The organism is Pseudomonas sp. NPDC087803 (assembly GCF_044742995.1).
Taxonomy (GTDB): Bacteria; Pseudomonadota; Gammaproteobacteria; order Pseudomonadales; family Pseudomonadaceae; genus Aquipseudomonas.
On the sequence record NZ_JBIUVO010000045.1, the window covers coordinates 21,936 to 42,298 of the forward strand.

At 61.3% G+C, this 20,363-nt stretch carries 22 protein-coding genes; 12 read left to right on the plus strand and 10 right to left on the minus strand.

What is annotated here, in order from left to right; translation table 11 throughout:
- The first annotated feature begins 72 nt into the window (after window positions 1-72).
- The 8 genes from gcl to ACIOUG_RS19605 all read left to right on the plus strand — a co-directional run bounded on the left by gcl (window position 73) and on the right by ACIOUG_RS19605 (window position 9,733).
- Window positions 73-1,776, plus strand: coding sequence for a glyoxylate carboligase (gene gcl / locus ACIOUG_RS19570; protein ID WP_401067932.1), 1,704 nt, complete (start codon window positions 73-75; stop codon window positions 1,774-1,776).
- A 154-nt stretch (window positions 1,777-1,930) separates the two neighbouring features.
- Entirely contained in the window at window positions 1,931-2,713 is a 783-nt protein-coding gene (gene hyi / locus ACIOUG_RS19575; RefSeq protein ID WP_401067891.1) for a hydroxypyruvate isomerase, read from the plus strand.
- 133 nt (window positions 2,714-2,846) lie between these two features.
- Entirely contained in the window at window positions 2,847-3,740 is an 894-nt protein-coding gene (locus ACIOUG_RS19580) for a 2-hydroxy-3-oxopropionate reductase (RefSeq protein ID WP_003222962.1), read from the plus strand.
- Window positions 3,741-3,910: 170 nt separating this feature from the next.
- A complete protein-coding gene (locus tag ACIOUG_RS19585) occupies window positions 3,911-5,185 on the plus strand; it encodes a glycerate kinase (RefSeq protein ID WP_401067894.1) in 1,275 nt (424 codons plus the stop codon).
- Complete coding sequence (gene pyk / locus ACIOUG_RS19590) at window positions 5,182-6,597, plus strand: pyruvate kinase (protein ID WP_401067896.1); 1,416 nt, start codon at window positions 5,182-5,184, stop codon at window positions 6,595-6,597. The genes ACIOUG_RS19585 and pyk overlap by 4 nt, the downstream gene beginning before the upstream one ends.
- Window positions 6,598-6,796: 199 nt before the next feature.
- On the plus strand, window positions 6,797-7,711 hold the full coding sequence (locus ACIOUG_RS19595) for an urea transporter (RefSeq protein ID WP_401067899.1): 915 nt from the start codon (window positions 6,797-6,799) through the stop codon (window positions 7,709-7,711).
- 21 nt (window positions 7,712-7,732) lie between these two features.
- Window positions 7,733-8,557 carry an ion transporter gene (locus ACIOUG_RS19600; RefSeq protein ID WP_027613938.1) on the plus strand — a complete coding sequence of 275 codons (825 nt, stop codon included), beginning with the start codon at window positions 7,733-7,735 and terminating at the stop codon, window positions 8,555-8,557.
- Window positions 8,558-8,737: 180 nt separating this feature from the next.
- A complete protein-coding gene (locus tag ACIOUG_RS19605; RefSeq protein WP_115987136.1) occupies window positions 8,738-9,733 on the plus strand; it encodes a sulfate ABC transporter substrate-binding protein in 996 nt (331 codons plus the stop codon).
- Between the two features lie 238 nt (window positions 9,734-9,971).
- Here ACIOUG_RS19605 and ACIOUG_RS19610 read toward each other — a convergent pair whose 3' ends face one another.
- On the minus strand, window positions 9,972-10,592 hold the full coding sequence (locus ACIOUG_RS19610) for a hypothetical protein (RefSeq protein WP_401067903.1): 621 nt from the start codon (window positions 10,590-10,592) through the stop codon (window positions 9,972-9,974).
- 243 nt (window positions 10,593-10,835) lie between these two features.
- Here ACIOUG_RS19610 and ACIOUG_RS19615 point away from each other — a divergent pair, with 243 nt between their 5' ends.
- Window positions 10,836-12,023 (plus strand): MFS transporter, encoded by a 1,188-nt coding sequence (locus ACIOUG_RS19615; RefSeq protein WP_401067906.1) that lies wholly within the window; start codon window positions 10,836-10,838, stop codon window positions 12,021-12,023.
- A 63-nt stretch (window positions 12,024-12,086) separates the two neighbouring features.
- Here ACIOUG_RS19615 and ACIOUG_RS19620 read toward each other — a convergent pair whose 3' ends face one another.
- Window positions 12,087-12,491: a type II toxin-antitoxin system HicB family antitoxin gene (locus tag ACIOUG_RS19620; RefSeq protein WP_401067907.1), complete on the minus strand. Its 405-nt coding sequence runs from the start codon at window positions 12,489-12,491 to the stop codon at window positions 12,087-12,089.
- Window positions 12,491-12,703 (minus strand): type II toxin-antitoxin system HicA family toxin, encoded by a 213-nt coding sequence (locus ACIOUG_RS19625; protein ID WP_401067910.1) that lies wholly within the window; start codon window positions 12,701-12,703, stop codon window positions 12,491-12,493. Before ACIOUG_RS19625 ends, ACIOUG_RS19620 begins: the two co-directional genes overlap by 1 nt.
- A 267-nt stretch (window positions 12,704-12,970) precedes the next feature.
- Between ACIOUG_RS19625 and ACIOUG_RS19630 the strand changes: the two genes are divergently transcribed.
- From ACIOUG_RS19630 to ACIOUG_RS19640, 3 genes are all read left to right on the plus strand, one after another.
- Complete coding sequence (locus ACIOUG_RS19630; protein WP_401067913.1) at window positions 12,971-13,858, plus strand: LysR family transcriptional regulator; 888 nt, start codon at window positions 12,971-12,973, stop codon at window positions 13,856-13,858.
- Between the two features lie 83 nt (window positions 13,859-13,941).
- A complete protein-coding gene (locus ACIOUG_RS19635; RefSeq protein WP_401067916.1) occupies window positions 13,942-14,409 on the plus strand; it encodes a helix-turn-helix domain-containing protein in 468 nt (155 codons plus the stop codon).
- Window positions 14,406-14,981, plus strand: coding sequence for a PIN domain-containing protein (locus ACIOUG_RS19640; protein ID WP_401067917.1), 576 nt, complete (start codon window positions 14,406-14,408; stop codon window positions 14,979-14,981). Before ACIOUG_RS19635 ends, ACIOUG_RS19640 begins: the two co-directional genes overlap by 4 nt.
- 59 nt (window positions 14,982-15,040) lie before the next feature.
- On the opposite strand, the gene ACIOUG_RS19645 is transcribed toward ACIOUG_RS19640, so the two are convergent.
- The 7 genes from ACIOUG_RS19645 to ccmD are packed head-to-tail and all read right to left on the minus strand — an operon-like array spanning window position 15,041 to window position 20,293.
- Window positions 15,041-15,445 (minus strand): hypothetical protein, encoded by a 405-nt coding sequence (locus ACIOUG_RS19645; RefSeq protein WP_401067920.1) that lies wholly within the window; start codon window positions 15,443-15,445, stop codon window positions 15,041-15,043.
- Between the two features lie 28 nt (window positions 15,446-15,473).
- A complete protein-coding gene (gene ccmI / locus ACIOUG_RS19650) occupies window positions 15,474-16,676 on the minus strand; it encodes a c-type cytochrome biogenesis protein CcmI (protein ID WP_401067923.1) in 1,203 nt (400 codons plus the stop codon).
- A complete protein-coding gene (locus ACIOUG_RS19655) occupies window positions 16,673-17,143 on the minus strand; it encodes a cytochrome c-type biogenesis protein (protein WP_401067924.1) in 471 nt (156 codons plus the stop codon). The genes ccmI and ACIOUG_RS19655 overlap by 4 nt, the downstream gene beginning before the upstream one ends.
- Window positions 17,140-17,676, minus strand: coding sequence for a DsbE family thiol:disulfide interchange protein (locus tag ACIOUG_RS19660; RefSeq protein WP_041072930.1), 537 nt, complete (start codon window positions 17,674-17,676; stop codon window positions 17,140-17,142). The genes ACIOUG_RS19655 and ACIOUG_RS19660 overlap by 4 nt, the downstream gene beginning before the upstream one ends.
- Window positions 17,673-19,661 carry a heme lyase CcmF/NrfE family subunit gene (locus ACIOUG_RS19665; protein ID WP_401067927.1) on the minus strand — a complete coding sequence of 663 codons (1,989 nt, stop codon included), beginning with the start codon at window positions 19,659-19,661 and terminating at the stop codon, window positions 17,673-17,675. The genes ACIOUG_RS19660 and ACIOUG_RS19665 overlap by 4 nt, the downstream gene beginning before the upstream one ends.
- A gap of 3 nt (window positions 19,662-19,664) precedes the next feature.
- A complete protein-coding gene (ccmE, locus tag ACIOUG_RS19670; RefSeq protein WP_401067930.1) occupies window positions 19,665-20,120 on the minus strand; it encodes a cytochrome c maturation protein CcmE in 456 nt (151 codons plus the stop codon).
- The gene (gene ccmD / locus ACIOUG_RS19675; protein WP_003222944.1) at window positions 20,117-20,293 is read right to left on the minus strand and encodes a heme exporter protein CcmD; all 177 of its coding nucleotides are present in this window, start codon (window positions 20,291-20,293) and stop codon (window positions 20,117-20,119) included. The genes ccmE and ccmD overlap by 4 nt, the downstream gene beginning before the upstream one ends.
- Between the last annotated feature and the right edge of the window lie 70 nt (window positions 20,294-20,363).

Here is a 20,363-nt window from a genome sequence, read left to right on the forward strand (position 1 = left end):
CACCCCACACACCCATCACCTCACCCAGCCGCCCGCCACACCCCCCGTGAAGGGGTTGATACCGCTTTTGGCATTCCGGGTGCTGCGATCAACCCGCTGTACTCCGCCTTGCAGAAAGTCGGTGGCATCGATCACGTCCTCGCTCGCCACGTCGAAGGCGCGTCGCACATGGCCGAGGGTTACACCCGCACCAAGGCCGGCAACATCGGCGTGTGCATCGGTACGTCCGGCCCTGCCGGTACCGACATGGTCACCGGGCTCTACAGCGCCTCGGCCGACTCGATCCCTATCCTCTGCATCACCGGCCAGGCACCCCGCGCCCGCATGCACAAGGAAGACTTCCAGGCCGTCGACATCACCAGCATCGTCAAGCCCGTCACCAAGTGGGCGACCACGGTTCTGGAGCCGGGCCAGGTGCCTTACGCATTCCAGAAAGCCTTCTACGAAATGCGCTCCGGCCGTCCAGGCCCGGTGCTGATCGACCTGCCGTTCGACGTGCAGATGGCTGAAATCGAATTCGACATCGACGCCTACCAGCCATTGCCGCTGGCCAAGCCAACCGCGACCCGCATTCAGGTCGAGAAGGCTTTGGCCCTGCTGGATCAGGCCGAGCGTCCATTGCTGGTGGCCGGTGGCGGCATCATCAACGCCGACGCCAGCGATCTGCTGGTGGAGTTCGCCGAGCTGACCGGTATTCCGGTGATCCCGACCCTGATGGGCTGGGGCACAATTCCCGACGATCACCCGTTGATGGCCGGTATGGTCGGTCTGCAGACCTCGCACCGTTACGGCAACGCCACGCTGCTGAAATCCGACGTGGTGTTGGGCATCGGTAACCGTTGGGCCAACCGTCACACCGGTTCGGTCGACGTCTACACCGAAGGCCGCAAGTTCATTCACGTTGACATCGAAGGCACGCAGATCGGCCGTGTGTTCACCCCGGATCTGGGCATCGTCTCCGACGCTGCTGCCGCGCTGACCGTGTTCATCGAAGTCGCCCGTGAATGGCAAGCCGCCGGCAAGCTGAAAAACCGTAGCGCCTGGCTGCAGGATTGCCAGCAACGCAAAGCCAGCCTGCACCGCAAGACCCACTTCGACAACGTACCGGTCAAGCCGCAGCGCGTTTACGAAGAGATGAACCAGGTGTTCGGCAAGGACACTTGCTACGTCAGCACCATTGGTCTGTCGCAGATTGCCGGCGCGCAGTTCCTGCACGTCTACAAGCCGCGTCACTGGATCAACTGCGGTCAGGCCGGCCCGTTGGGCTGGACCATTCCGGCCGCGCTGGGCGTGGTCAAGGCCGATCCGAGCCGGAAAGTCGTGGCCCTGTCGGGGGACTATGACTTCCAGTTCATGATCGAGGAGCTGGCGGTCGGCGCTCAGTTCAAACTGCCTTACATCCACGTCGTGGTGAACAACTCGTACCTGGGCCTGATCCGTCAGGCCCAGCGCGGGTTCGAAATGGACTACTGCGTGCAGCTGTCCTTCGATAACCTGAACGCGCCGGAACTCAACGGTTACGGTGTCGACCACATCGCAGTTGCCGAAGGCCTCGGCTGTAAAGCCCTGCGCGTGTTCGAACCGTCGGAAATCGCCCCTGCCCTGCGCAAGGCCGAACAGATGATCGAAGAGTTCAAGGTACCGGTGATTGTCGAGATCATCCTGGAGCGTGTGACCAACATCTCCATGGGGACCGAGATCAACGCCGTCAACGAATTCGAAGACCTGGCGCTGGTCGGCAACGACGCGCCAACGGCGATTTCGTTACTCGACTGATCTGCCAGGATTGATGGCCGCGGTTACTCCCCTGTAGGAGTTGCCGCAGGCTGCGATCTTCTGATCTGGTTTTTCAGGATCAAGATCAAAAGATCGCAGCCTGCGGCAGCTCCTACACAAAGCCATCATCATTAATTCGCAACAGGAGACCACCATGCCGCGTTTCGCAGCCAACCTGTCCATGCTGTTCACCGAACAGGATTTCCTTGCCCGTTTCGACGCCGCCGCCAAAGCCGGTTTCAGTGGTGTGGAATACCTGTTCCCGTACGATTTCAGCTCTGCCGAAATCAAGGCCAGGCTCGATGCCAACGGCCTGACCCAAGTGCTATTCAACCTGCCGGCCGGTGATTGGGCCAAGGGCGAGCGCGGTATCGCCTGCCTGCCGGATCGCGTTGAAGAGTTCCGCGCCGGGGTCGATCTGGCGATCGCCTACGCGCAAGTACTGGGCAACACCCAGGTCAACTGCCTGGCCGGTATCCGTCCGCAAGGCATTGATGATGTGACCGTGGAGAAAACCTTCGTCGCCAACCTCAAGTACGCGGCCGACAAGCTGCAGGCGGCCGGTATCAAACTGGTGATGGAAGCGATCAACACCCGCGACATCCCGGGTTTCTACCTGAACAACACGGCGCAAGCCCTGTCGATTCGCGAGCAGGTCGGCAGCGCCAACCTGTTCCTGCAATACGACATCTATCACATGCAAATCATGGAAGGCGATCTGGCCCGCACCCTGCAATCGCACCTGGGCGAGATCAACCACGTGCAGCTCGCGGACAACCCGGGGCGCAACGAGCCGGGCACCGGTGAAATCAACTACCGCTTCCTGTTCGAACACCTGGATCGCATCGGTTATCAAGGTTGGGTGGGTTGCGAGTACAAGCCGCTGACCACCACTGAAGCCGGTCTCGGCTGGCTCAAAACCCATAACGCAATCTGATCGAACACGGTCATTCCTGTAGGAGCTGCCGAAGGCTGCGATCTTTTGACTTTGCTTTTCAAGATCAAGATCAAAAGATCGCAGGCTTCGCCAGCTCCTACAGAGATCCACACAAAAACAAGAGGATTTTCTCATGGCTAAAATCGGATTTATCGGCACCGGCATCATGGGCCACCCAATGGCTTCGAACCTGCAGAAAGCCGGTCACAGCCTGTTCCTGTCGGCGCACCACGACGCCGCTCCGGCCGATCTGGTTGCCGCTGGCGCCGTCGCCCTGGCCAACCCGCGCGAAGTCGCGCAGGAAGCTGAATTCATCATCGTCATGGTGCCGGACACCCCGCAGGTCGACGACGTGCTGTTCCGCGCCGACGGCGTCGCTGCTGGCATCGGCAAAGGCAAAGTCGTGATCGACATGAGTTCGATCTCGCCGACCGCCACCAAGGCTTTCGCCAAGAAGATCAACGAAAAAGGCGCGCAATACCTCGACGCCCCGGTATCCGGTGGTGAAGTCGGCGCCAAGGCTGCGACCCTGAGCATCATGGTCGGTGGCGACGCCGATGCCTTCGAACGCGCCCTGCCGCTGTTTCAGGCTATGGGCAAGAACATCACTCTGGTCGGTGGCAATGGCGACGGTCAAACCGCCAAAGTGGCGAACCAGATCATCGTCGCGCTGAACATTCAGGCCGTCGCCGAAGCCCTGCTGTTCGCCTCGAAAAACGGTGCCGATCCAGCCAAGGTGCGTGAAGCGCTGATGGGTGGTTTCGCCTCCTCGAAGATCCTCGAAGTGCACGGCGAGCGCATGATCAAGGGCACCTTCGATCCGGGCTTCCGCATCAGTCTGCACCAGAAGGACCTGAACCTGGCCCTGCAAGGCGCCAAGGAGCTGAACATCAACTTGCCGAACACTGCCAACGCCCAGCAAGTGTTCAGCACCTGCGCGGCCATCGGTGGCAGCAACTGGGACCACTCGGCGCTGATCAAGGGTCTGGAACACATGGCCAACTTCTCGATTCGCGACAAAAAATAATCTGCGCCTCTGGCTCGCTCCCTGTGGGAGCGGGCTTGCCCGCGATGGCATCGACTCGGTTTTTCTGAAGGACCGCAGCGCCTGAATCGCTGGCAAGCCAGCTCCCACAGGGACCGGGTCGCTGCACCGTTGTCGCTCCACTCCAATAACAAGAATTCCGGGAGCCCGCCATGTCGGTCGATCCGCAACAACTGCTGCGCGAGCTGTTTGCCACAGCCATCGACGCGGCCCATCCGAACCAAGTCCTCGAAGCCCATCTGCCTGCTGATCGCACGGGCCGAGTGATCGTCATCGGCGCCGGCAAGGCTGCAGCCGCCATGGCCCAGGTGGTCGAGCGCTGCTGGCAGGGTGAAGTATCCGGTCTGGTGGTGACCCGCTACGGTCACGGCGCCCCGTGCGAAAAAATCGAAGTGGTCGAAGCCGCGCACCCGGTACCGGACGCCGCCGGCCTGGCCGTGGCCAAACGCGTGCTGGAACTGGTCAGCAACCTGAGCGAAGCCGATCGCGTGATCTTCCTGCTCTCCGGTGGCGGCTCTGCCCTGCTCGCCCTGCCGGCCGAAGGCATCACCTTGGCCGACAAGCAGTCGATCAACAAAGCCCTGCTCAAATCCGGCGCGACCATCGGCGAGATGAACTGCGTGCGCAAGCACCTCTCGGCGATCAAGGGCGGCCGTCTGGGCAAGGCCTGCTGGCCTGCCACTGTGTATACCTACGCGATTTCCGATGTACCGGGCGACCTCGCCACGGTGATCGCCTCCGGCCCGACCGTGGCCGACCCGAGCACTTCCGCCGAAGCGCTGGCGATCCTCAAGCGCTACGGCATTGAAGTCCCCGCGTCGGTGCGCACCTGGCTGCAAAGCGCGGAATCGGAAACCGTCAAACCCGGTGACCCGAGCCTGGCCCGCAGCCATTTCCAGTTGATCGCCCGCCCGCAGCAATCGCTCGATGCCGCGGCGGTGAAATGCCGTCAGGCCGGTTTCAGCACGCTGATCCTCGGCGACCTCGAAGGTGAGTCCCGCGAAGTGGCGAAAGTCCACGCCGGCATCGCCCGGCAGATCATCAACCATGGGCAGCCACTCGCTGCGCCGTGCGTGATTCTCTCCGGCGGCGAAACCACCGTGACCGTGCGCGGCAATGGCCGTGGCGGACGCAACGCCGAATTCCTCCTGAGCCTGACCGACAGCCTCAAGGGCCAGCCCGGCGTCTACGCGCTGGCCGGTGACACCGACGGCATCGACGGTTCGGAAGACAACGCCGGCGCGATCATGACCCCGGACAGCTACGCCCGAGCCGCCGCCCTCGGTTTGAGTGCCAGCGACGAGCTGGATAACAACAACGGTTACGGCTACTTCGAGGCGCTCGATGCACTGATCGTCACCGAGCCGACCCGCACCAACGTCAACGACTTCCGCGCCATCCTGATCCTCGAGAACTCTAAATCATGACGCCTGATAAAAAGGTCAAAATCCTCGCCACCCTCGGGCCGGCCACCGATGGTATCGACGACATCCGCGAGCTGGTCGAGGCCGGGGTCAACATCTTCCGCCTGAACTTCAGCCACGGCGATCACGCCGACCACGCCCAGCGCTATCAGTGGATCCGCGAAGTCGAGCGCCAGCTCAACTATCCACTGGGCATTCTGATGGATTTGCAGGGGCCGAAACTGCGCGTCGGCAAGTTCGCCGACGGCAAGGTGCAACTGCATCGCGGTCAGGCGTTCCGTCTCGATCTGGACGCCACACCTGGCGATGAACGCCGGGTGAATCTGCCGCACCCGGAGATCATCGCCGCGCTCGAAGCGGGCATGGATCTGCTGCTGGATGACGGCAAACTGCGCCTGCGCGTGGTCACCAAGTACACCGACGCGATCGACACCACCGTGCTCAATGGCGGCGAGCTGTCGGACCGCAAAGGCGTGAACGTGCCGCAGGCGGTGCTCGATTTGAGCCCACTGACCGCCAAGGATCGCCGCGACCTGAGCTTCGGTCTGGAGCTGGGTGTGGACTGGGTGGCGCTGTCGTTCGTGCAACGTCCGCAGGACATTCTCGAGGCCCGCGAACTGATCGGCGACAAGGCCTTCCTGATGGCGAAAATCGAGAAACCGTCAGCGGTCGAACAACTGCGCGAAATCGTCCAGCTGAGCGACGCGATCATGGTCGCTCGCGGCGATCTCGGCGTGGAAGTACCGGCGGAAAGCGTGCCGCAGATCCAGAAAAACATCATCAGCACCTGCCGTGAACTCGGCAAACCGGTGGTGGTGGCGACGCAGATGCTCGAGTCGATGCGCTTCTCCCCTGCGCCGACCCGCGCCGAGGTCACCGACGTCGCCAACGCGGTGGCTGAAGGCGCGGATGCGGTGATGCTCTCGGCTGAAACCGCCTCTGGCGAGTACCCGCTGGAAGCGGTGCAGATGATGAGCAAGATCATCCGTCAGGTGGAGAACGGTCCGGATTATCAGACTCAGCTCGACGTCAGCCGACCGAAAGCCGAGGCGACGGTTTCCGATGCGATCAGCTGCGCGATCCGCCGCATCAGCAACGTGCTGCCGGTGGCGGTGCTGGTCAATTACAGCGAGTCGGGCGCCTCGACGTTGCGTGCGGCGCGGGAGCGACCGAAAGCGCCGATCCTCAACCTGACGCCGAACCTGCAGACCGCGCGGCGCTTGAGCGTGGCGTGGGGCATTCATTCGGTGGTCAATGATCGCCTGCGTCAGGTTGATGAAGTGTGTTCGACCGCGCTGGAAATCGCTCAGGCGCAAGGCATGGCCGAGCGCGGCGATACGCTGCTGATCACCGCCGGGGTGCCGTTCGGGCAGCCGGGATCGACCAACTCGCTGCGGATCGAAACGCTGATCTAAAGATTGCGACTGAACCCTGTGGTGAGGGGATTCATCCCCGATTGACTGCGCAGCAGTCACCGCTTTCAAGAGAGTGACGGTTTTCACAGAAAAACCGCATTCGCCGATTTGGGGCTGCTTCGCAGCCATCGGGGATGAATCCCCTCACCACATTTATGCAAGACCTTTTGATTTTCCAACTGCCCAGATTTTTTTCATCATGCCTGCCAATCATTTCAACACCCACTGCCCCGACTGGGCCGAGGCTTTGCTCAACGGTTTCAGTCAAATATTCCTCCAGCGCCATCCGCTGTGCGGCCTGTTGTGCCTGCTGGCGATCCTGCTCACTGCGCCGGTGCTGTTTGCCGGCGCGCTGCTCGGTGCGGTCGCCGGATTGCTCACCGCGCAACGCCGTAACTATGCCAAGGCGGATCGCCAGGCCGGATTGTTCAGTTACAACGGCGTGCTGCTCGGCTTGTTGCTGAGCCTGTATTTCCCTTGGTCACCGCTGCTGCCGCCGCTGATTCTGGCGGCTGGCGGGCTGAGCGCGATGCTCACTCAGCAATGGCTCAAACACGTGTACCGCAGTCGTTCGATACCGGCCTACACCTCGCCGTTCGTGGCAATTGGCTGGATCCTGCTGCTGTTCGCTGAACCGTCGGCGCCGATGACGCACATCGAGATGAACACGCTGAACCTGCTCGCCGCAGAACTGCGTGGACTGGGTCAAGTGATGTTCCTCGATCATCCGCTGGCCGGTGCGTTGATCGGCATTGGCCTGTTGATTGCCGATCGCCGGGCGTTCTGCTGGGCGCTACTGGCGTCGGCCATCGGCCTCGCGTCCAGTCTGCTGCACCACGAAACCGCTGCTGCGTTGCTGGGGCTGGGCAGTTACAACGCGGTGCTCGCCGCCCTCGCCTGCAGTGCGCAGCGCCAACAACCGTGGTTACCGCTAGTGGGCATCGTCCTTGCGCTGCTGGTCACGCCGTTGTTCGCCGCCCTCGGTCTGGCGACGCTGACGGCGCCGTTCATTCTCGCCTGCTGGCTGATCCGCGCCGGGATCCAGATGCTTGGCAAAGCCGCCGTCGACGCCACGCCTTGCGCACAGGGGGAGAATCAACCTAGGCTGCGCTGATCTTCAATTCAGGCGTTATCCATGGACAGCAGCAACAGTTGGCGTGAACGGCTTTACGTGATGATTTTCCAGAGCGACACCCTCGCCGGGCGGCGCTTCGACGGCACCTTGCTGTTGATCATCCTCGCCAGCCTGGTGGTGGTGATGCTCGACAGCATCGACAGCATTCACCAGAACTACGCCGATGTACTGGCCTACATCGAGTGGGGCTTCACCATCATCTTTCTCGGCGAGTACATCCTGCGGTTGTATTGCTCACCGAAACCGTTGCGCTACGCCTTCAGCTTCTACGGACTGGTGGATCTGCTGGCGATCGTGCCCGGGATCCTCGCGCTGTATTACAGCGATGCGCAGTACCTGCTGATTATCCGCATCATCCGGATGCTGCGGATCTTCCGGGTGCTGAAGCTCAGCCCGTACCTCAAGCAAGCCAACTATTTGATGTCGGCGCTGCGTGGCAGCAAGCAGAAGATCGTGGTGTTTCTGGTCAGCGTCTGCACCCTGGTGACGGTGTTCGGCACCCTGATGTACGTGATCGAAGGCCCGGAACATGGCTTCACCAGCATTCCCAAAGGCATCTATTGGGCTATCGTGACCCTGACCACCGTGGGCTTCGGCGACATCGTGCCGAAAACCCCGCTGGGCCAGGTTATTTCGTCGCTGGTGATGATCACCGGTTACTCGATCATCGCCGTGCCCACCGGGATTTTCACCGCAGAACTGGCCAACGCCATGCGCGGCGAACAACTGCAACACGACTGCCCGGTGTGTAAGAAAAACAGCCATGAACAGAACGCGGCGTTTTGCTCGCGGTGTGGCAGCCAGCTGTTTAAGAAAGTGGAATAAGCACAGAGCTTTTTAATCTTTAAACGACTATGCGTGCCCCGTTATAGTCAGTGGCAATTAAACATCACCCCCTGTAGGAGCTGCCGCAGGCTCCGATCTTTTGATCTTGCTTTTAAAAGATCAGGATCAAAAGATCGCAGCCTGCGGCAGCTCCTACACATAAACAACAAGGAATGCGCAGTGAAAAAACTCTTTGGCGCCTCACTTCTCGCCGCCGGTCTGGCCTTTGGCAGCATGGCTCAAGCCGCACCGACCCTGCTCAACGTCTCCTACGACGTGATGCGCGACTTCTACAAGGACTACAACACTGCGTTCCAGAAACACTGGCAGGCCGAGCACAACGAAAACATCACCGTACAGATGTCCTTCGGCGGCTCGAGCAAGCAGGCGCGTTCGGTGATCGACGGCCTGCCGGCTGACGTCATCACCATGAACATGGCGACCGACATCAACGCCCTCGCCGACAACGGCAAACTGGTTCCGGAAAACTGGGTGACCCGCCTGCCGAACAACAGTGCGCCGTTCACCTCGGCCACCGTGTTCATCGTCCGTAAAGGCAACCCGAAAGCCCTGAAAGACTGGCCGGACCTGCTCAAGGACGGCGTGCAGGTGATCGTGCCGAACCCGAAAACCTCGGGCAACGGCCGCTACACCTACCTTTCGGCCTGGGGCTACGTGCTGAAGAACGGCGGTGACGAGAACAAGGCCAAGGACTTTGTCGGCAAACTGTTCAAGCAAGCGCCGGTGCTCGATACCGGTGGCCGCGCCGCGACCACCACGTTCATGACCAACCAGATCGGCGACGTGCTGGTGACCTTCGAGAACGAGGCCGAAATGATCGCGCGCGAATTCGGTCGCGATCAGTTCGAAGTGATCTACCCAAGCGTCTCCGCCGAGGCCGAACCGCCAGTGTCGGTGGTCGACAAAGTGGTCGACAAGAAAGGCACCCGCGCCGCTGCCGATGAATACCTGAAGTACCTGTGGTCGCCGGAAGGTCAGGAAATCGCCGCTGCCAACTACCTGCGCCCACGGGACCCGGCGGTGCTGGCGAAATACACCGACCGTTTCCCGAAAGTCGATTTCCTGTCGGTGGAAAAAACCTTCGGTGACTGGCGTTCGGTGCAGAAGACCCACTTCAATGATGGCGGGATCTTTGATCAGATCTACAGCCAGTAAGATTTGGCGGACATGAAAAAGGCGACCCTCGGTGGTCGCCTTTTTCATGGCAGTTTTACCCTCACCCCAGCCCTCTCCCGGAGGGAGAGGGGGCCAACCGAGGTGTCTGGCGAGTTACATCGACCTGAAAGACCTTATGGATTATGGATCCGGCAACCGAGTTTCAGGTCGGCAAATTGCTTCAGCATCCCCCAAACAGTCCCCTCTCCCTCCGGGAGAGGGTTAGGGTGAGGGGCTTTTACATAGGCGGCGTGACGCCATCCTTGCCGGCGGAAATGGATTGCGCTGTCAGCGTGCCATCCGCGCCCTGCGTGACGAACGTGACGATCTTCACCCCCACCTTCAGCAAGCTGCGATCCCCCGGCGTCAGATTGACGATCGGCACGTCCTCCGGCACCAGGATCTTCTGCTGCCCGCCCTTGTAGTTGACGGTCAACACCCGGCCGTTACTCACCACCAGATCCCCGACACTGCCATTGGTCATGCTGCTGCCCTTGGCCAGGTCGAACGGGCGATGGCCGTCGCCGCTACCTGCAAGCTCCGGCGGGAATACGTGCACTTCCATTGCCTTGAGCGTGCCGTCCTCCTGCGGCATGGCCGCCGAGCCGATGTAGCTGCCGGGTTTGATGTCTTCGATATTGGCCAGGGTCACGGCGCGGACCTTGGTGTCCGGGTTCAACTGAATCACTACGTTCTCGCCGCTGTTGACGTGGACTTTCAACGAGTCGGCATTGACCCCGGTGATCTCGCCGCGCACACCGAGGCGCGTGCCCGGGGCGTCGGCGGCTTGCACCGCACTGGCGCCAAGCAGGCCGATCAAGGTAATCGTGGCGGTGTGACGCAGCAGCTGACGCAACATGGCAATCCTCCAGTGATGAACAGTAAGGGCGCAGCGGTAAACATAAGCACGCTATCGAAGAAGATGTAAGTGAATGTATCATCACCCCTCCCCGGCCGGACGCAAGGTTCGCCGATGGACGACATTGACCTTGAAGCCCATCATTCCGCAACGGAATAACTGATATCAACCGAAGGCTTCTTCTGCCACGACGATGCGTCCCTTAGCCTCACCGCATTCCCTTTCGCTGGATCGAGAAACCTTATGAACGCCACAACTCACGCAATGACCCGAGGCATGGTGCTGCTGTTCGCCTTCTGCTGCGGCGCCATCGTCGCCAACATCTACTACGCACAGCCAATCATCGGCCTGATCGCGCCAGACATCGGCCTCTCCGACACCATGGCCAGCTTCATCGTCTCGCTGACGCAGATCGGCTATGCGCTGGGCCTGTTTTTCCTGGTGCCGCTCGGCGACCTGCTGGAAAACCGCCGGCTGATGATCATCACCACGCTGGTGGCGATTGCCAGCCTGCTCGGCGCGGCGTTTACCAGTCAGCCAAATGTGTTTCTGCTGATCTCGTTGCTGGTGGGCTTCAGTTCGGTGTCGGTGCAGATCCTCATTCCGCTGGCCGCGCACCTGGCACCGGAAGAATCCCGGGGCCGGGTGGTCGGCGGGATCATGGGCGGTTTGTTGCTGGGCATCCTGCTGGCGCGACCGGTGTCGAGTGTGGTGGCCGACCATTTCGGCTGGCGCGCGATGTTCATGATTGCTGCGGCGTTGATGGCAGCGATCAGCGTGGTGCTGGCACTGACCGTGCCCAAGCGCCAACCGGATCATAGCGCCACATATGGCCAGTTGATCGGCTCGCTGTGGACCCTGCTGCGCCAGCAACCAGTGCTGCGTCAGCGCGCGTTTTATCAGGGCTGCATGTTCGCCACCTTCAGTCTGTTCTGGACCGCGGTGCCGCTGGAACTGGCGCGCAACCATGGCCTGTCGCAAAGCGAGATCGCGATCTTCGCCCTGGTCGGCGCCATCGGTGCCATCGCCGCGCCGATCAGCGGCCGCCTGGCTGACGCCGGTCACACCCGCATCGCTTCGCTGCTGGCCATGCTGTTCGCCAGCCTGAGCTTCCTGCCGGCCTTCATTCACCCGGCCTACAGCGTCATCGGCCTGGCCGTGACCGGCGTGGTACTGGACTTCTGCGTACAGATGAACATGGTCCTCGGCCAGCGCGCGGTGTACTCGCTGGACGCCAAAAGCCGTGGGCGCCTCAACGCGCTGTACATGACCAGCATCTTCATCGGCGGCGCCTTCGGCTCGTCGGTGGCCAGTGCGGTGTATGAGCATGGCGGCTGGTTGTGGATCGTGATTGTCGGTAGCGCGTTCCCGCTGCTGGCGCTGTTGCGGTTCTTGAGTGTTTCGCAGCGTGGCTCATTGGCAACGGCGTAATACGTCAAAAGCATCGCGCTCGCTCCCACAGGTTGCTCACTGCGCCTTTGGGAGCGATGACGCTTAATACCGAACCAGTTTCTCCATCGCCGCATCCGCCAGAAACGAAGAGCGGCTTTTGACATTGTGTTCACGCACATAGCGATCGATGCGCTGGATCACATAACCTGGCAACGTCACGTTGACCTTCTCGGTCTTGCCCATGTACGGCGAGATATCCAGCTCAAGCATCCCCCAGCCCATGTCGGCAAACTCCGGATTATTGCGATGAGCCGCTGCTGACGTCGGCATGGGAATCGACTCTCCGTCCGCCGCCATCTCCTGCAACATGAGGTGGGCTATTTCTACGGCTGCGTTGTAGGCGTCCTCGAAAGTATCCCCGGCCGTGACGGCGCCAGGAATGTCAGGTATCTGAATGCCGATGGCAGTGTTGTCGTCACCCCATTCGATGCAGATCGGATATTGCATTATGGATCTCCCTTGTAGCTGGCTGGCGGGGGGTACAACCCGGCACGCCTCCTGATGCTTTTGACCGTCCCCGGCGGCAAATCCTTTCTCGGGTGAGGAACGGGAATGGTGTACGGGTTGTAACGGTGAGTGAAGATATGATGACTGCCGGTGACTCGATCCAGCGTCCAGCCTGCCTCCTCCAGCTCCTTGATCAATAGCCTGCTTTGCACCTACCGCCTCCTTGCTCCGGCCGAGTAAAAGTAACTCTAGAGTTATCTTTACTCAAGCACATAAATCTGCAGAACGACGTTCGGTTGTTTTACAGCATGTGATTGAATGGACGCGGATTACACTCAGCACCCTATTCCCTGTGGGAGCGGGCTTGCTCGCGAAGGCGTCGGATCAGCCAATACCTGTGCTGAATGTCAGACCGCTTTCGCGAGCAAGCCCGCTCCCACAGGGGAATCACGATAATTTTCAGATTTGCAGGAAGACTGATGGACCGCCTCGCTGCCATGGAAACCTTCGTCTACGTGGTCGAAACCGGCTCGTTTTCCGCTGCCGCCCGACGCCTGAATATCGGTCAGCCCGCCGTGTCGAAAACCATTGCTCAGCTGGAAAAACGCCTGGCGGTCAGCCTGTTGCTGCGCTCGACTCGTGGCCTGACGCCAACCGAGGCGGGGCTGGCGTTTTTTGAGCGAGCCCGGCGCGCCATCGACGAAGCCAACGAAGCCGATAACGCCGCCCGTGGCAGCGCCAGCGGTTTAAGCGGCAACTTGCGCATCAGCGCGGCGGTGACTTTCGGTCGCCTGCACGTCGTGCCGCAGCTGGGGCCGTTTCTCGAGCAGCATCCGCAATTGAACATCGACCTGATGCTCGATGATCGCAACATCAATCTGGTCGAAGAAGGCATCGACGTGGCCCTGCGCATGGGCCCGCTCAGCGACTCCAGCCTCACCGCACGCAAAATCGCCGACTGCCGCCGTGTGGTGCTCGGCACCCCGGCCTACTTCGCCCGCCACGGCGAGCCGAGCTGCCCAGCCGATTTGAATCAGCACCAAGGCATCGTTTACAACCTCAGCGGCGGCGCCACCTGGACCTTTACCCAAGGCAGCGAACAGCAGACGCAATCCCTGACCGGCCGCCTGCGGGTCAGCGCCGCCGAGGGTTTGCGCGCGGCCGTGTTGGCCGATCAGGGCCTGACCATCGCCTCGCAATGGATGTTCGCCCCGGAGCTGGCGAGCGGTGCGGTCAGGGCGGTGATGGGTGATTGGGGTTTGCCGGATCAGGACTTGTGGGCGGTGTTTCCCACGGGGCGGATGGTCAGTGCGAAGGCGCGGGCGTTTGTGGAGTACATGGAAAATTTGCTGAAACACCCGACCTGAACCGGCCGCGTTTCGTTTATTGCGATTTTCGTTTAATTCGAATAATGTTTCAGCATCCTCTGTTCGGAATGCTGGAATCCATTATGTCGATTGTCGTTCACCCCTCTCTCAACCTGCCGGTGGAGCGCGAAGTCAAAGCCGCAATCGAAGGCAAACGCGCGCTTGCCGCCTACCTCGCGACCCAATTCGAAACCCAGCACATCCAGATTTTCGATGAGCAGAACCAGGCGCATCAGGTCGAGCTTCCGACGTCGGCACTGCGGCTACTGATGGATATTCTGGCGGAGCTGGCTGAAGGCAACGCCGTCAAAGTCGTACCGGTGCACGCCGAACTGACCACGCAAGAAGCCGCCGATCTGCTGAACGTCTCACGCCCGCACCTGATAAAACTGCTGGAAAGCGGCGAGTTGTCCTACCACAAAACCGGCAAGCACCGACGTGTGCGTTTCGCCGATTTGATGGACTATAAAACCCGGCGCGACACCGCCAGCGAGCAGGCAATGGCGCTTCTCGCGGAGCAGGCACAGGCGTTAAGGACAGGATACGAGTGAGGCATTCCCCTTTCACCGCTGTATACGATGCATGTGTTTTGTACCCTGCCCCACTGAGAGATTTTCTGACGTGGCTCGCGCTTTCGGGGAGATTTCGGGCCCGATGGACCAAGGAGATTCACGGCGAATGGAAACGCAATTTATTGAAGAACCGAACCGATCTGACGATGGAGCAACTGGACCGCACTTGCGAGCTTATGGACCGTGCGATCCCGGATGCCTGTGTCTACGACTTTGAAAACCTGATCACCGGACTGTCCTTACCCGATACCAACGACCGCCATGTACTGGCCGCGGCCATACGCTGTGGTGCAGGAGTGATCGTGACGTTCAACCTGAAAGATTTTCCCGATGCCTGCCTCGCCCCCTATGGCGTCGAGGCCCAACACCCTGATGAGTTTGTCGAAAACCTGTTTCACCTTGATCCGGCAGCCGTTATCGCTGCAGCGCAACGGCAGCGCCAACAACTGAAATTGCCGCCAATGGAGGTCGAGCCGTTTCTTGACCTTTTGCGGCGCCAAGGATTGGTCGAGTCAGTTCGGGAGCTGAGCACCTACCGTGCGATTCTCTGAATACTCGTTTTGGGAACACCAGATAAACAAACGGCGATCCAGAGATCGCCGTTTTTTCATCACTGCCCGAACTGTTTGCCCAACCCCGGCGGCACGCCGTGGATGTCGGTGTCTTCCCAGGGGCCGTTGGGGCTGACGGAGCGGGTCCAGCCGTTGTTCCAGCGGAAGTAGGTGCGCTGGCGGTAGAAGGTGTTGGGCTGGTCGTCGAGGACGTAGACGCCGAGCTTCTGGTCCCAGTGGCTGTTGCCGCCCGGTGGCGGGGCGAAGCTGGCCGAGGTGCGCGGGACTGGCTTGGACGGTTTGGCCGGGATGCTCTTGCCCGGCGTCGGCGAGGTCGACGGGGTCGGGCTCGGTTGTGCCGGCGGGATCGGCGGCAGGCTGGTGGTCGGTTCCGGTCGGTGCACCGCACAGGCGCTCATGCCCAAGGCCATTGTGATGACTGCGATTCGGGCGAGACTGTGCATGGCGGTGCTTTCCTGTGGGTGCCGGTGGTTATTGGTCCGGGCTGTCGATGGTCAGTGTTTGCTGCGCGGTGGTGCTGCTGGCCAGCGGGCCGCTGCGGCCTACCCACTCCCCGGCGGTCGGCTGACCGGCACGGGAGACGCGCGCAACCAGTTGGACTTCAGGAAAGTTCGACAGTTTCAACTGCGGCATCATCGCGTCGGCATCGCCCAGTTCGACAGTGACCGGCAAATCCGCCACGGTCAGGCGCTTGGCCGCCAACGGTGCCGGTGGGCCGGAAACGGCGCGGGCGAAGATGAACACGCTGTCACCCGGCTGCACCTTACCCTTGAGTTCGCTGGCCAGATCAACGCGCACCTTGAGCAGTGCGGCAACCTTCGCGGCCGGGCTGGCGGCGACTTTGCCACCGCTGGCCTGCAGACGTTCGGTGGCGCGCTCGATCCCGCCTTGCAGCGCGGCGCGGGAGTTGTCGTCCGCCGGCAGTTGCGCCAGCAGGCGGTTCCAGTAGTCGATCGCTTGCTGGTAACGCTCAGCCTCGAACGCAGCGATGCCGAGCAGGCCGAGGCTGGTGACTTCTTTCGGATCGGCTTTCAGCGCTTCGTCGGTCAGGGCCTGGATCTTGTCCGACCACTTCTTGCCATCGGCAAAGTACTGCGCCTGCGCCCACTGGCCGAGCAGTTCCGGCTGGCGACCGGCCAGGTTGGCGGCGCGTTCGAACATCTTCGCCGCGTCCGCCGGACGATCCTGGGCCATGTAGGTTCGACCGAGGAAGTACAGGCCTTCAGCGGAATCCGGTTGCGCGGCCACGGCGCGCTCCAGCCGCCGGGTCATCTCTTCCATCGACTGCGGCGCCTGAGCGAATTCGCGGGTCAGCTCGACTTTGTCGGCAGCACCGAAATGCAGATACAAACCCAGGCCCAACACCGGCACCAGCACCGCTGCCAGCAACGGCAACGGCTTGCCCAGTTTCGACACACGCGGTGCGGCAACGCCTTCGGTATCGGCGAGCAGTTCACGCGCCGCCTCGGCACGCCCACTGTCCATTTGCGCCGCGTCGAGTACGCCTTCAGCCTGCTGCGCTTGCAACTCGGCCACGCGCTCCTGATACAGCGCCACGTTCAGGGCAGTTCGATCCTCTTCACGCTGGGCGCGACGGCCACGCAAAACCGGGATCAGCAGAAAACTCAGGGCGACCAGAAGCAACAGCCCTGCGGCAAGCCAGAAATCAATCATTCTTGGTTTTTATCCAACAGTTGGTCGAGGCGCTGACGCTCTTCGGTGGACAGCGATGGCGGGGTCTCGGTGCGCTGTGCGCGACGCCGGCGAACGATCACCGCAATCACCACCACACCGCCGAACAACAGCCCGGCCGGGCCGAACCACAGCAGTGCGGTCTTGGCATTGAGCGCCGGTTTGTAGCGGACGAAATCACCGTAGCGATCGACCATGAAATCGATGATCTGCTGATTGTCCTTGCCCTCGCCGAGCATGCGGAAAATCTCTTTGCGCAGGTCGGCGGCAATCGGTGCGTTGGAGTCGGCGATGTCCTGGTTCTGGCACTTGGGGCAGCGCAGTTCCTTGGTCAGTTCACGGAAACGCTCGCGATCGCCGTCCTTGGCGAACTCGTAAGTGTCGATCGCGGCATGCGCCACACCGGCCAGACTCAAGCCCAACACCACGGCAGCGATAAAACGCTTCATGGCTTGGCCTCATCGACCAGCGCCTGATACTTGGCCGCGAGTTTTTCGCGCCAGACCTGCTCGTCGATCACCCCGACGTACTTGTCGCGGATGATGCCCTTGGCGTCGATAAAGAAGGTTTCCGGCGCGCCGTACACCCCGAGGTTCAGACCCAGCGAGCCTTCGTCGTCACGAATGTCCAGCAGGTACGGGTTGTGGAACTCGGCCAGCCACTTCAACGCATCGGCGTTGGTGTCCTTGTAGTTGATGCCGTAGATCACCACACCGCGCTCGGCCAGTTTGTTCAGCACCGGATGCTCGACCCGGCAGGAAATGCACCAGGTGCCCCAGACGTTGACCAGCGCCGGTTTGCCGAGAATGTCAGCCTTGGTCAGGGTCTTGTCGCCCTGCACGTTCGGCAGGCTGAATTCCGGGAAGGGCTTGTTGATCATTGCCGACGGCAGCTCCGCCGGATCAAGGTACAGACCGCGATACAGAAACACCGCCACCAGCAGGAAAATCGCCAGGGGTACCAGCATCAACCAACGTCTCATGCAGCCGCTCCTTGCAGGCCGAGGGCTTCACGCACCCGGGTTTTGACCTTGACGCGATAACGCCGATCCAGCGCTGCCAGCAATCCGCCCAGACCGGTCAGCAGACCGCCGAACCAGATCCAGCGCACGAACGGTTTGATGTGAACCCGCACCGCCCACGCGCCGTTTTCCAGCGGCTCGCCCAGTGCGACGTAGAGATCGCGAGTGAAACCGGCGTCGATCCCGGCCTCGGTCATCATCGAACTCTGTACGGTGTACAGGCGTTTTTCCGGGTGTAGCACGCTGACTTCCTTGCCGTCGCGGATCACCCGAATGGTGCCCCTGTCGGAAGTGAAGTTCGGCCCCTCGAAGTGCTTGGCGCCTTCGAAGATGAAGTGATAACCGGCCAGATCCATCGACTCGCCCGGCGCCAGACGCAGGTCGCGTTCGGCACTGTTCTGACTCGACAGCACCACACCGAGGGCGCACACGGCGATGCCGAGGTGCGCGACCTGCATGCCCCAGTAGCTGCGGGTCAGGGTCGGCAGACCTTTGATCAGGCCCTTGTGGCGAGTCTTGTCGAAGATGTCGCGTACACCGGCGAGCAACACCCACGCGGCGAGCAGGAAGGTCGCGATCACCGCCCAGTTGAAATCGCCGTAAGCGACACCGGCCACCACCGCCAACGCAACGCTGCCGAGCAGCACCGGGGTCAGCATGTTCGCCAGCCATTTCACCGGGGTGTCTTTCCAGCGCACGATCACGCCGACCGCCATCACCACCATCAGCAACGCCATCAACGGGATGAACAGCGCGTTGAAGTACGGCGGGCCGACCGACAGCTTGGCACCGCTGATCGCATCGAGAATCAGCGGATACAGGGTGCCGAGCAGAATCATCGACGCCGCCACCACCAGCACCAGGTTGTTGCCCAGCAACAGGGTTTCCCGCGACCACAGGTTGAAGCCGACCTGACTTTTGACCACCGGAGCGCGCAACGCAAACAGCGTCAGCGAACCGCCGACCACGAACAGCAGGAAGATCAGAATGAACACGCCGCGCTCAGGATCGGACGCGAACGCATGCACCGAAGTCAGCACGCCGGAACGCACGAGGAACGTCCCGAGCAGGCTCAACGAAAATGCGGCAATCGCCAGCAACACCGTCCAGCTCTTGAACACGCCACGTTTTTCCGTGACGGCCAGCGAGTGAATCAGCGCGGTGCCGACCAGCCATGGCATGAACGAGGCGTTTTCCACCGGATCCCAGAACCACCAGCCGCCCCAGCCGAGTTCGTAGTAAGCCCACCACGAACCGAGGGTGATGCCGATGCCGAGGAAGGCCCAGGCGACGATCGTCCACGGCCGCGACCAGCGTGCCCATGCCGCGTCGAGACGACCACCGAGCAGTGCAGCGATGGCGAAAGCGAACGCCACCGAGAAGCCGACGTAACCCATATAGAGCATCGGCGGATGTACGATCAGGCCGATGTCTTGCAGCAGCGGATTGAGGTCACGACCATCCGCCGGAATCTGCGGCAGAATCCGCGAGAACGGGTTGGAGGTGAGGATCAGAAACAACAGGAAACCGGTGCTGATCATGCCCATCACCGCCAGCACACGGGCGAGCATGACTTGCGGCAACTGCCGGGAGAACACCGACACGGCGAAGGTCCAGCCACCGAGGATCAGCGCCCACAGCAGCAGCGACCCTTCATGGGCGCCCCATACCGCGCTGAACTTGTAGTACCACGGCAAGGCGCTGTTGGAGTTCATCGCCACATAGCCGACCGAGAAATCGTCGGTCATGAACGCGTATGTCAGCGCGCCGAAGGCAAACAGCAAGAACGCAAACTGGCCCCACGCCGCCGGCTGGGCCAGGCTCATCCACAGACGGTCGCCACGCCACGCACCGAGCAACGGCACCACGGCCTGCACCAGCGCGAAACACAGCGCCAGAATCATCGCCAGATGACCGAGTTCAGGAATAAACAGTGCAGAAGTCATCGATCAACCCTCCTTCGCTTGGGTCGGTGCCGATTGACCACTGTCTTTCAGCGCTTTGGTCACTTCCGGCGGCATGTACTTCTCGTCGTGTTTGGCCAGCACTTCATCGGCCACCACCACACCGTCGGCGTTGAGTTTGCCCAGGGCGACGATGCCCTGCCCTTCGCGGAACAGATCCGGGAGGATCCCGCGATAGGTGATGGTCACGGCTTTGTTGAAGTCGGTAACGACAAATTTGACGTCCAGCGAGTCCGGCGAGCGCTGCAGCGAGCCCTTCTCGACCATGCCGCCGGCGCGGATGCGCGTGTCGTGCGGGGCTTCGCCGTTGGCGATCTGGGTCGGCGTGTAAAACAGGTTGATGTTTTCCTGCAGGGCGCTGAGGGCCAGGCCGACGGCGGCGCCGACCCCGACCAGGATCGCCAGAATGATGATCAGACGTTTCTTGCGCAGCGGATTCACTTGCCGTTCTCCCGGCGCAGACGACGCGCCTCTTGTTGCAGATAGCGCTTGCGGGCCGCGATCGGTGCGACCACGTTGAGGATCAGCACCGCCAGACAGATACCGTAGGCCGACCAGACATACAGGCCGTGATGGCCCATGGCGAGGAAGTCGCCGAATGAAGCGAAACTCATCGAGCGGCCTCCAGACTGTTCTGCACTTCTTCTTTCACCCAACTGGAGGCCGCTCGATGAGTTTCGCTTC

Excerpts from the sequence above, each read along its gene's own strand:
- ccmD (WP_003222944.1), bottom strand. The coding sequence starts at position 20,293 with ATGAGTTTCGCTTCATTCGGCGACTTCCTCGCCATGGGCCATCACGGC.
- ACIOUG_RS19655 (WP_401067924.1), bottom strand. The coding sequence starts at position 17,143 with ATGAAGCGTTTTATCGCTGCCGTGGTGTTGGGCTTGAGTCTGGCCGGT.
- ACIOUG_RS19635 (WP_401067916.1), top strand. The coding sequence starts at position 13,942 with ATGTCGATTGTCGTTCACCCCTCTCTCAACCTGCCGGTGGAGCGCGAA.
- ACIOUG_RS19585 (WP_401067894.1), top strand. The coding sequence starts at position 3,911 with ATGTCGGTCGATCCGCAACAACTGCTGCGCGAGCTGTTTGCCACAGCC.
- ACIOUG_RS19615 (WP_401067906.1), top strand. The coding sequence starts at position 10,836 with ATGAACGCCACAACTCACGCAATGACCCGAGGCATGGTGCTGCTGTTC.
- ACIOUG_RS19665 (WP_401067927.1), bottom strand. The coding sequence starts at position 19,661 with ATGACTTCTGCACTGTTTATTCCTGAACTCGGTCATCTGGCGATGATT.
- ACIOUG_RS19660 (WP_041072930.1), bottom strand. The coding sequence starts at position 17,676 with ATGAGACGTTGGTTGATGCTGGTACCCCTGGCGATTTTCCTGCTGGTG.
- ACIOUG_RS19580 (WP_003222962.1), top strand. The coding sequence starts at position 2,847 with ATGGCTAAAATCGGATTTATCGGCACCGGCATCATGGGCCACCCAATG.
- ACIOUG_RS19600 (WP_027613938.1), top strand. The coding sequence starts at position 7,733 with ATGGACAGCAGCAACAGTTGGCGTGAACGGCTTTACGTGATGATTTTC.
- hyi (WP_401067891.1), top strand. The coding sequence starts at position 1,931 with ATGCCGCGTTTCGCAGCCAACCTGTCCATGCTGTTCACCGAACAGGAT.
- ACIOUG_RS19595 (WP_401067899.1), top strand. The coding sequence starts at position 6,797 with ATGCCTGCCAATCATTTCAACACCCACTGCCCCGACTGGGCCGAGGCT.
- ACIOUG_RS19630 (WP_401067913.1), top strand. The coding sequence starts at position 12,971 with ATGGACCGCCTCGCTGCCATGGAAACCTTCGTCTACGTGGTCGAAACC.
- ACIOUG_RS19645 (WP_401067920.1), bottom strand. The coding sequence starts at position 15,445 with ATGCACAGTCTCGCCCGAATCGCAGTCATCACAATGGCCTTGGGCATG.
- ACIOUG_RS19610 (WP_401067903.1), bottom strand. The coding sequence starts at position 10,592 with ATGTTGCGTCAGCTGCTGCGTCACACCGCCACGATTACCTTGATCGGC.
- pyk (WP_401067896.1), top strand. The coding sequence starts at position 5,182 with ATGACGCCTGATAAAAAGGTCAAAATCCTCGCCACCCTCGGGCCGGCC.
- ACIOUG_RS19620 (WP_401067907.1), bottom strand. The coding sequence starts at position 12,491 with ATGCAATATCCGATCTGCATCGAATGGGGTGACGACAACACTGCCATC.
- ccmI (WP_401067923.1), bottom strand. The coding sequence starts at position 16,676 with ATGATTGATTTCTGGCTTGCCGCAGGGCTGTTGCTTCTGGTCGCCCTG.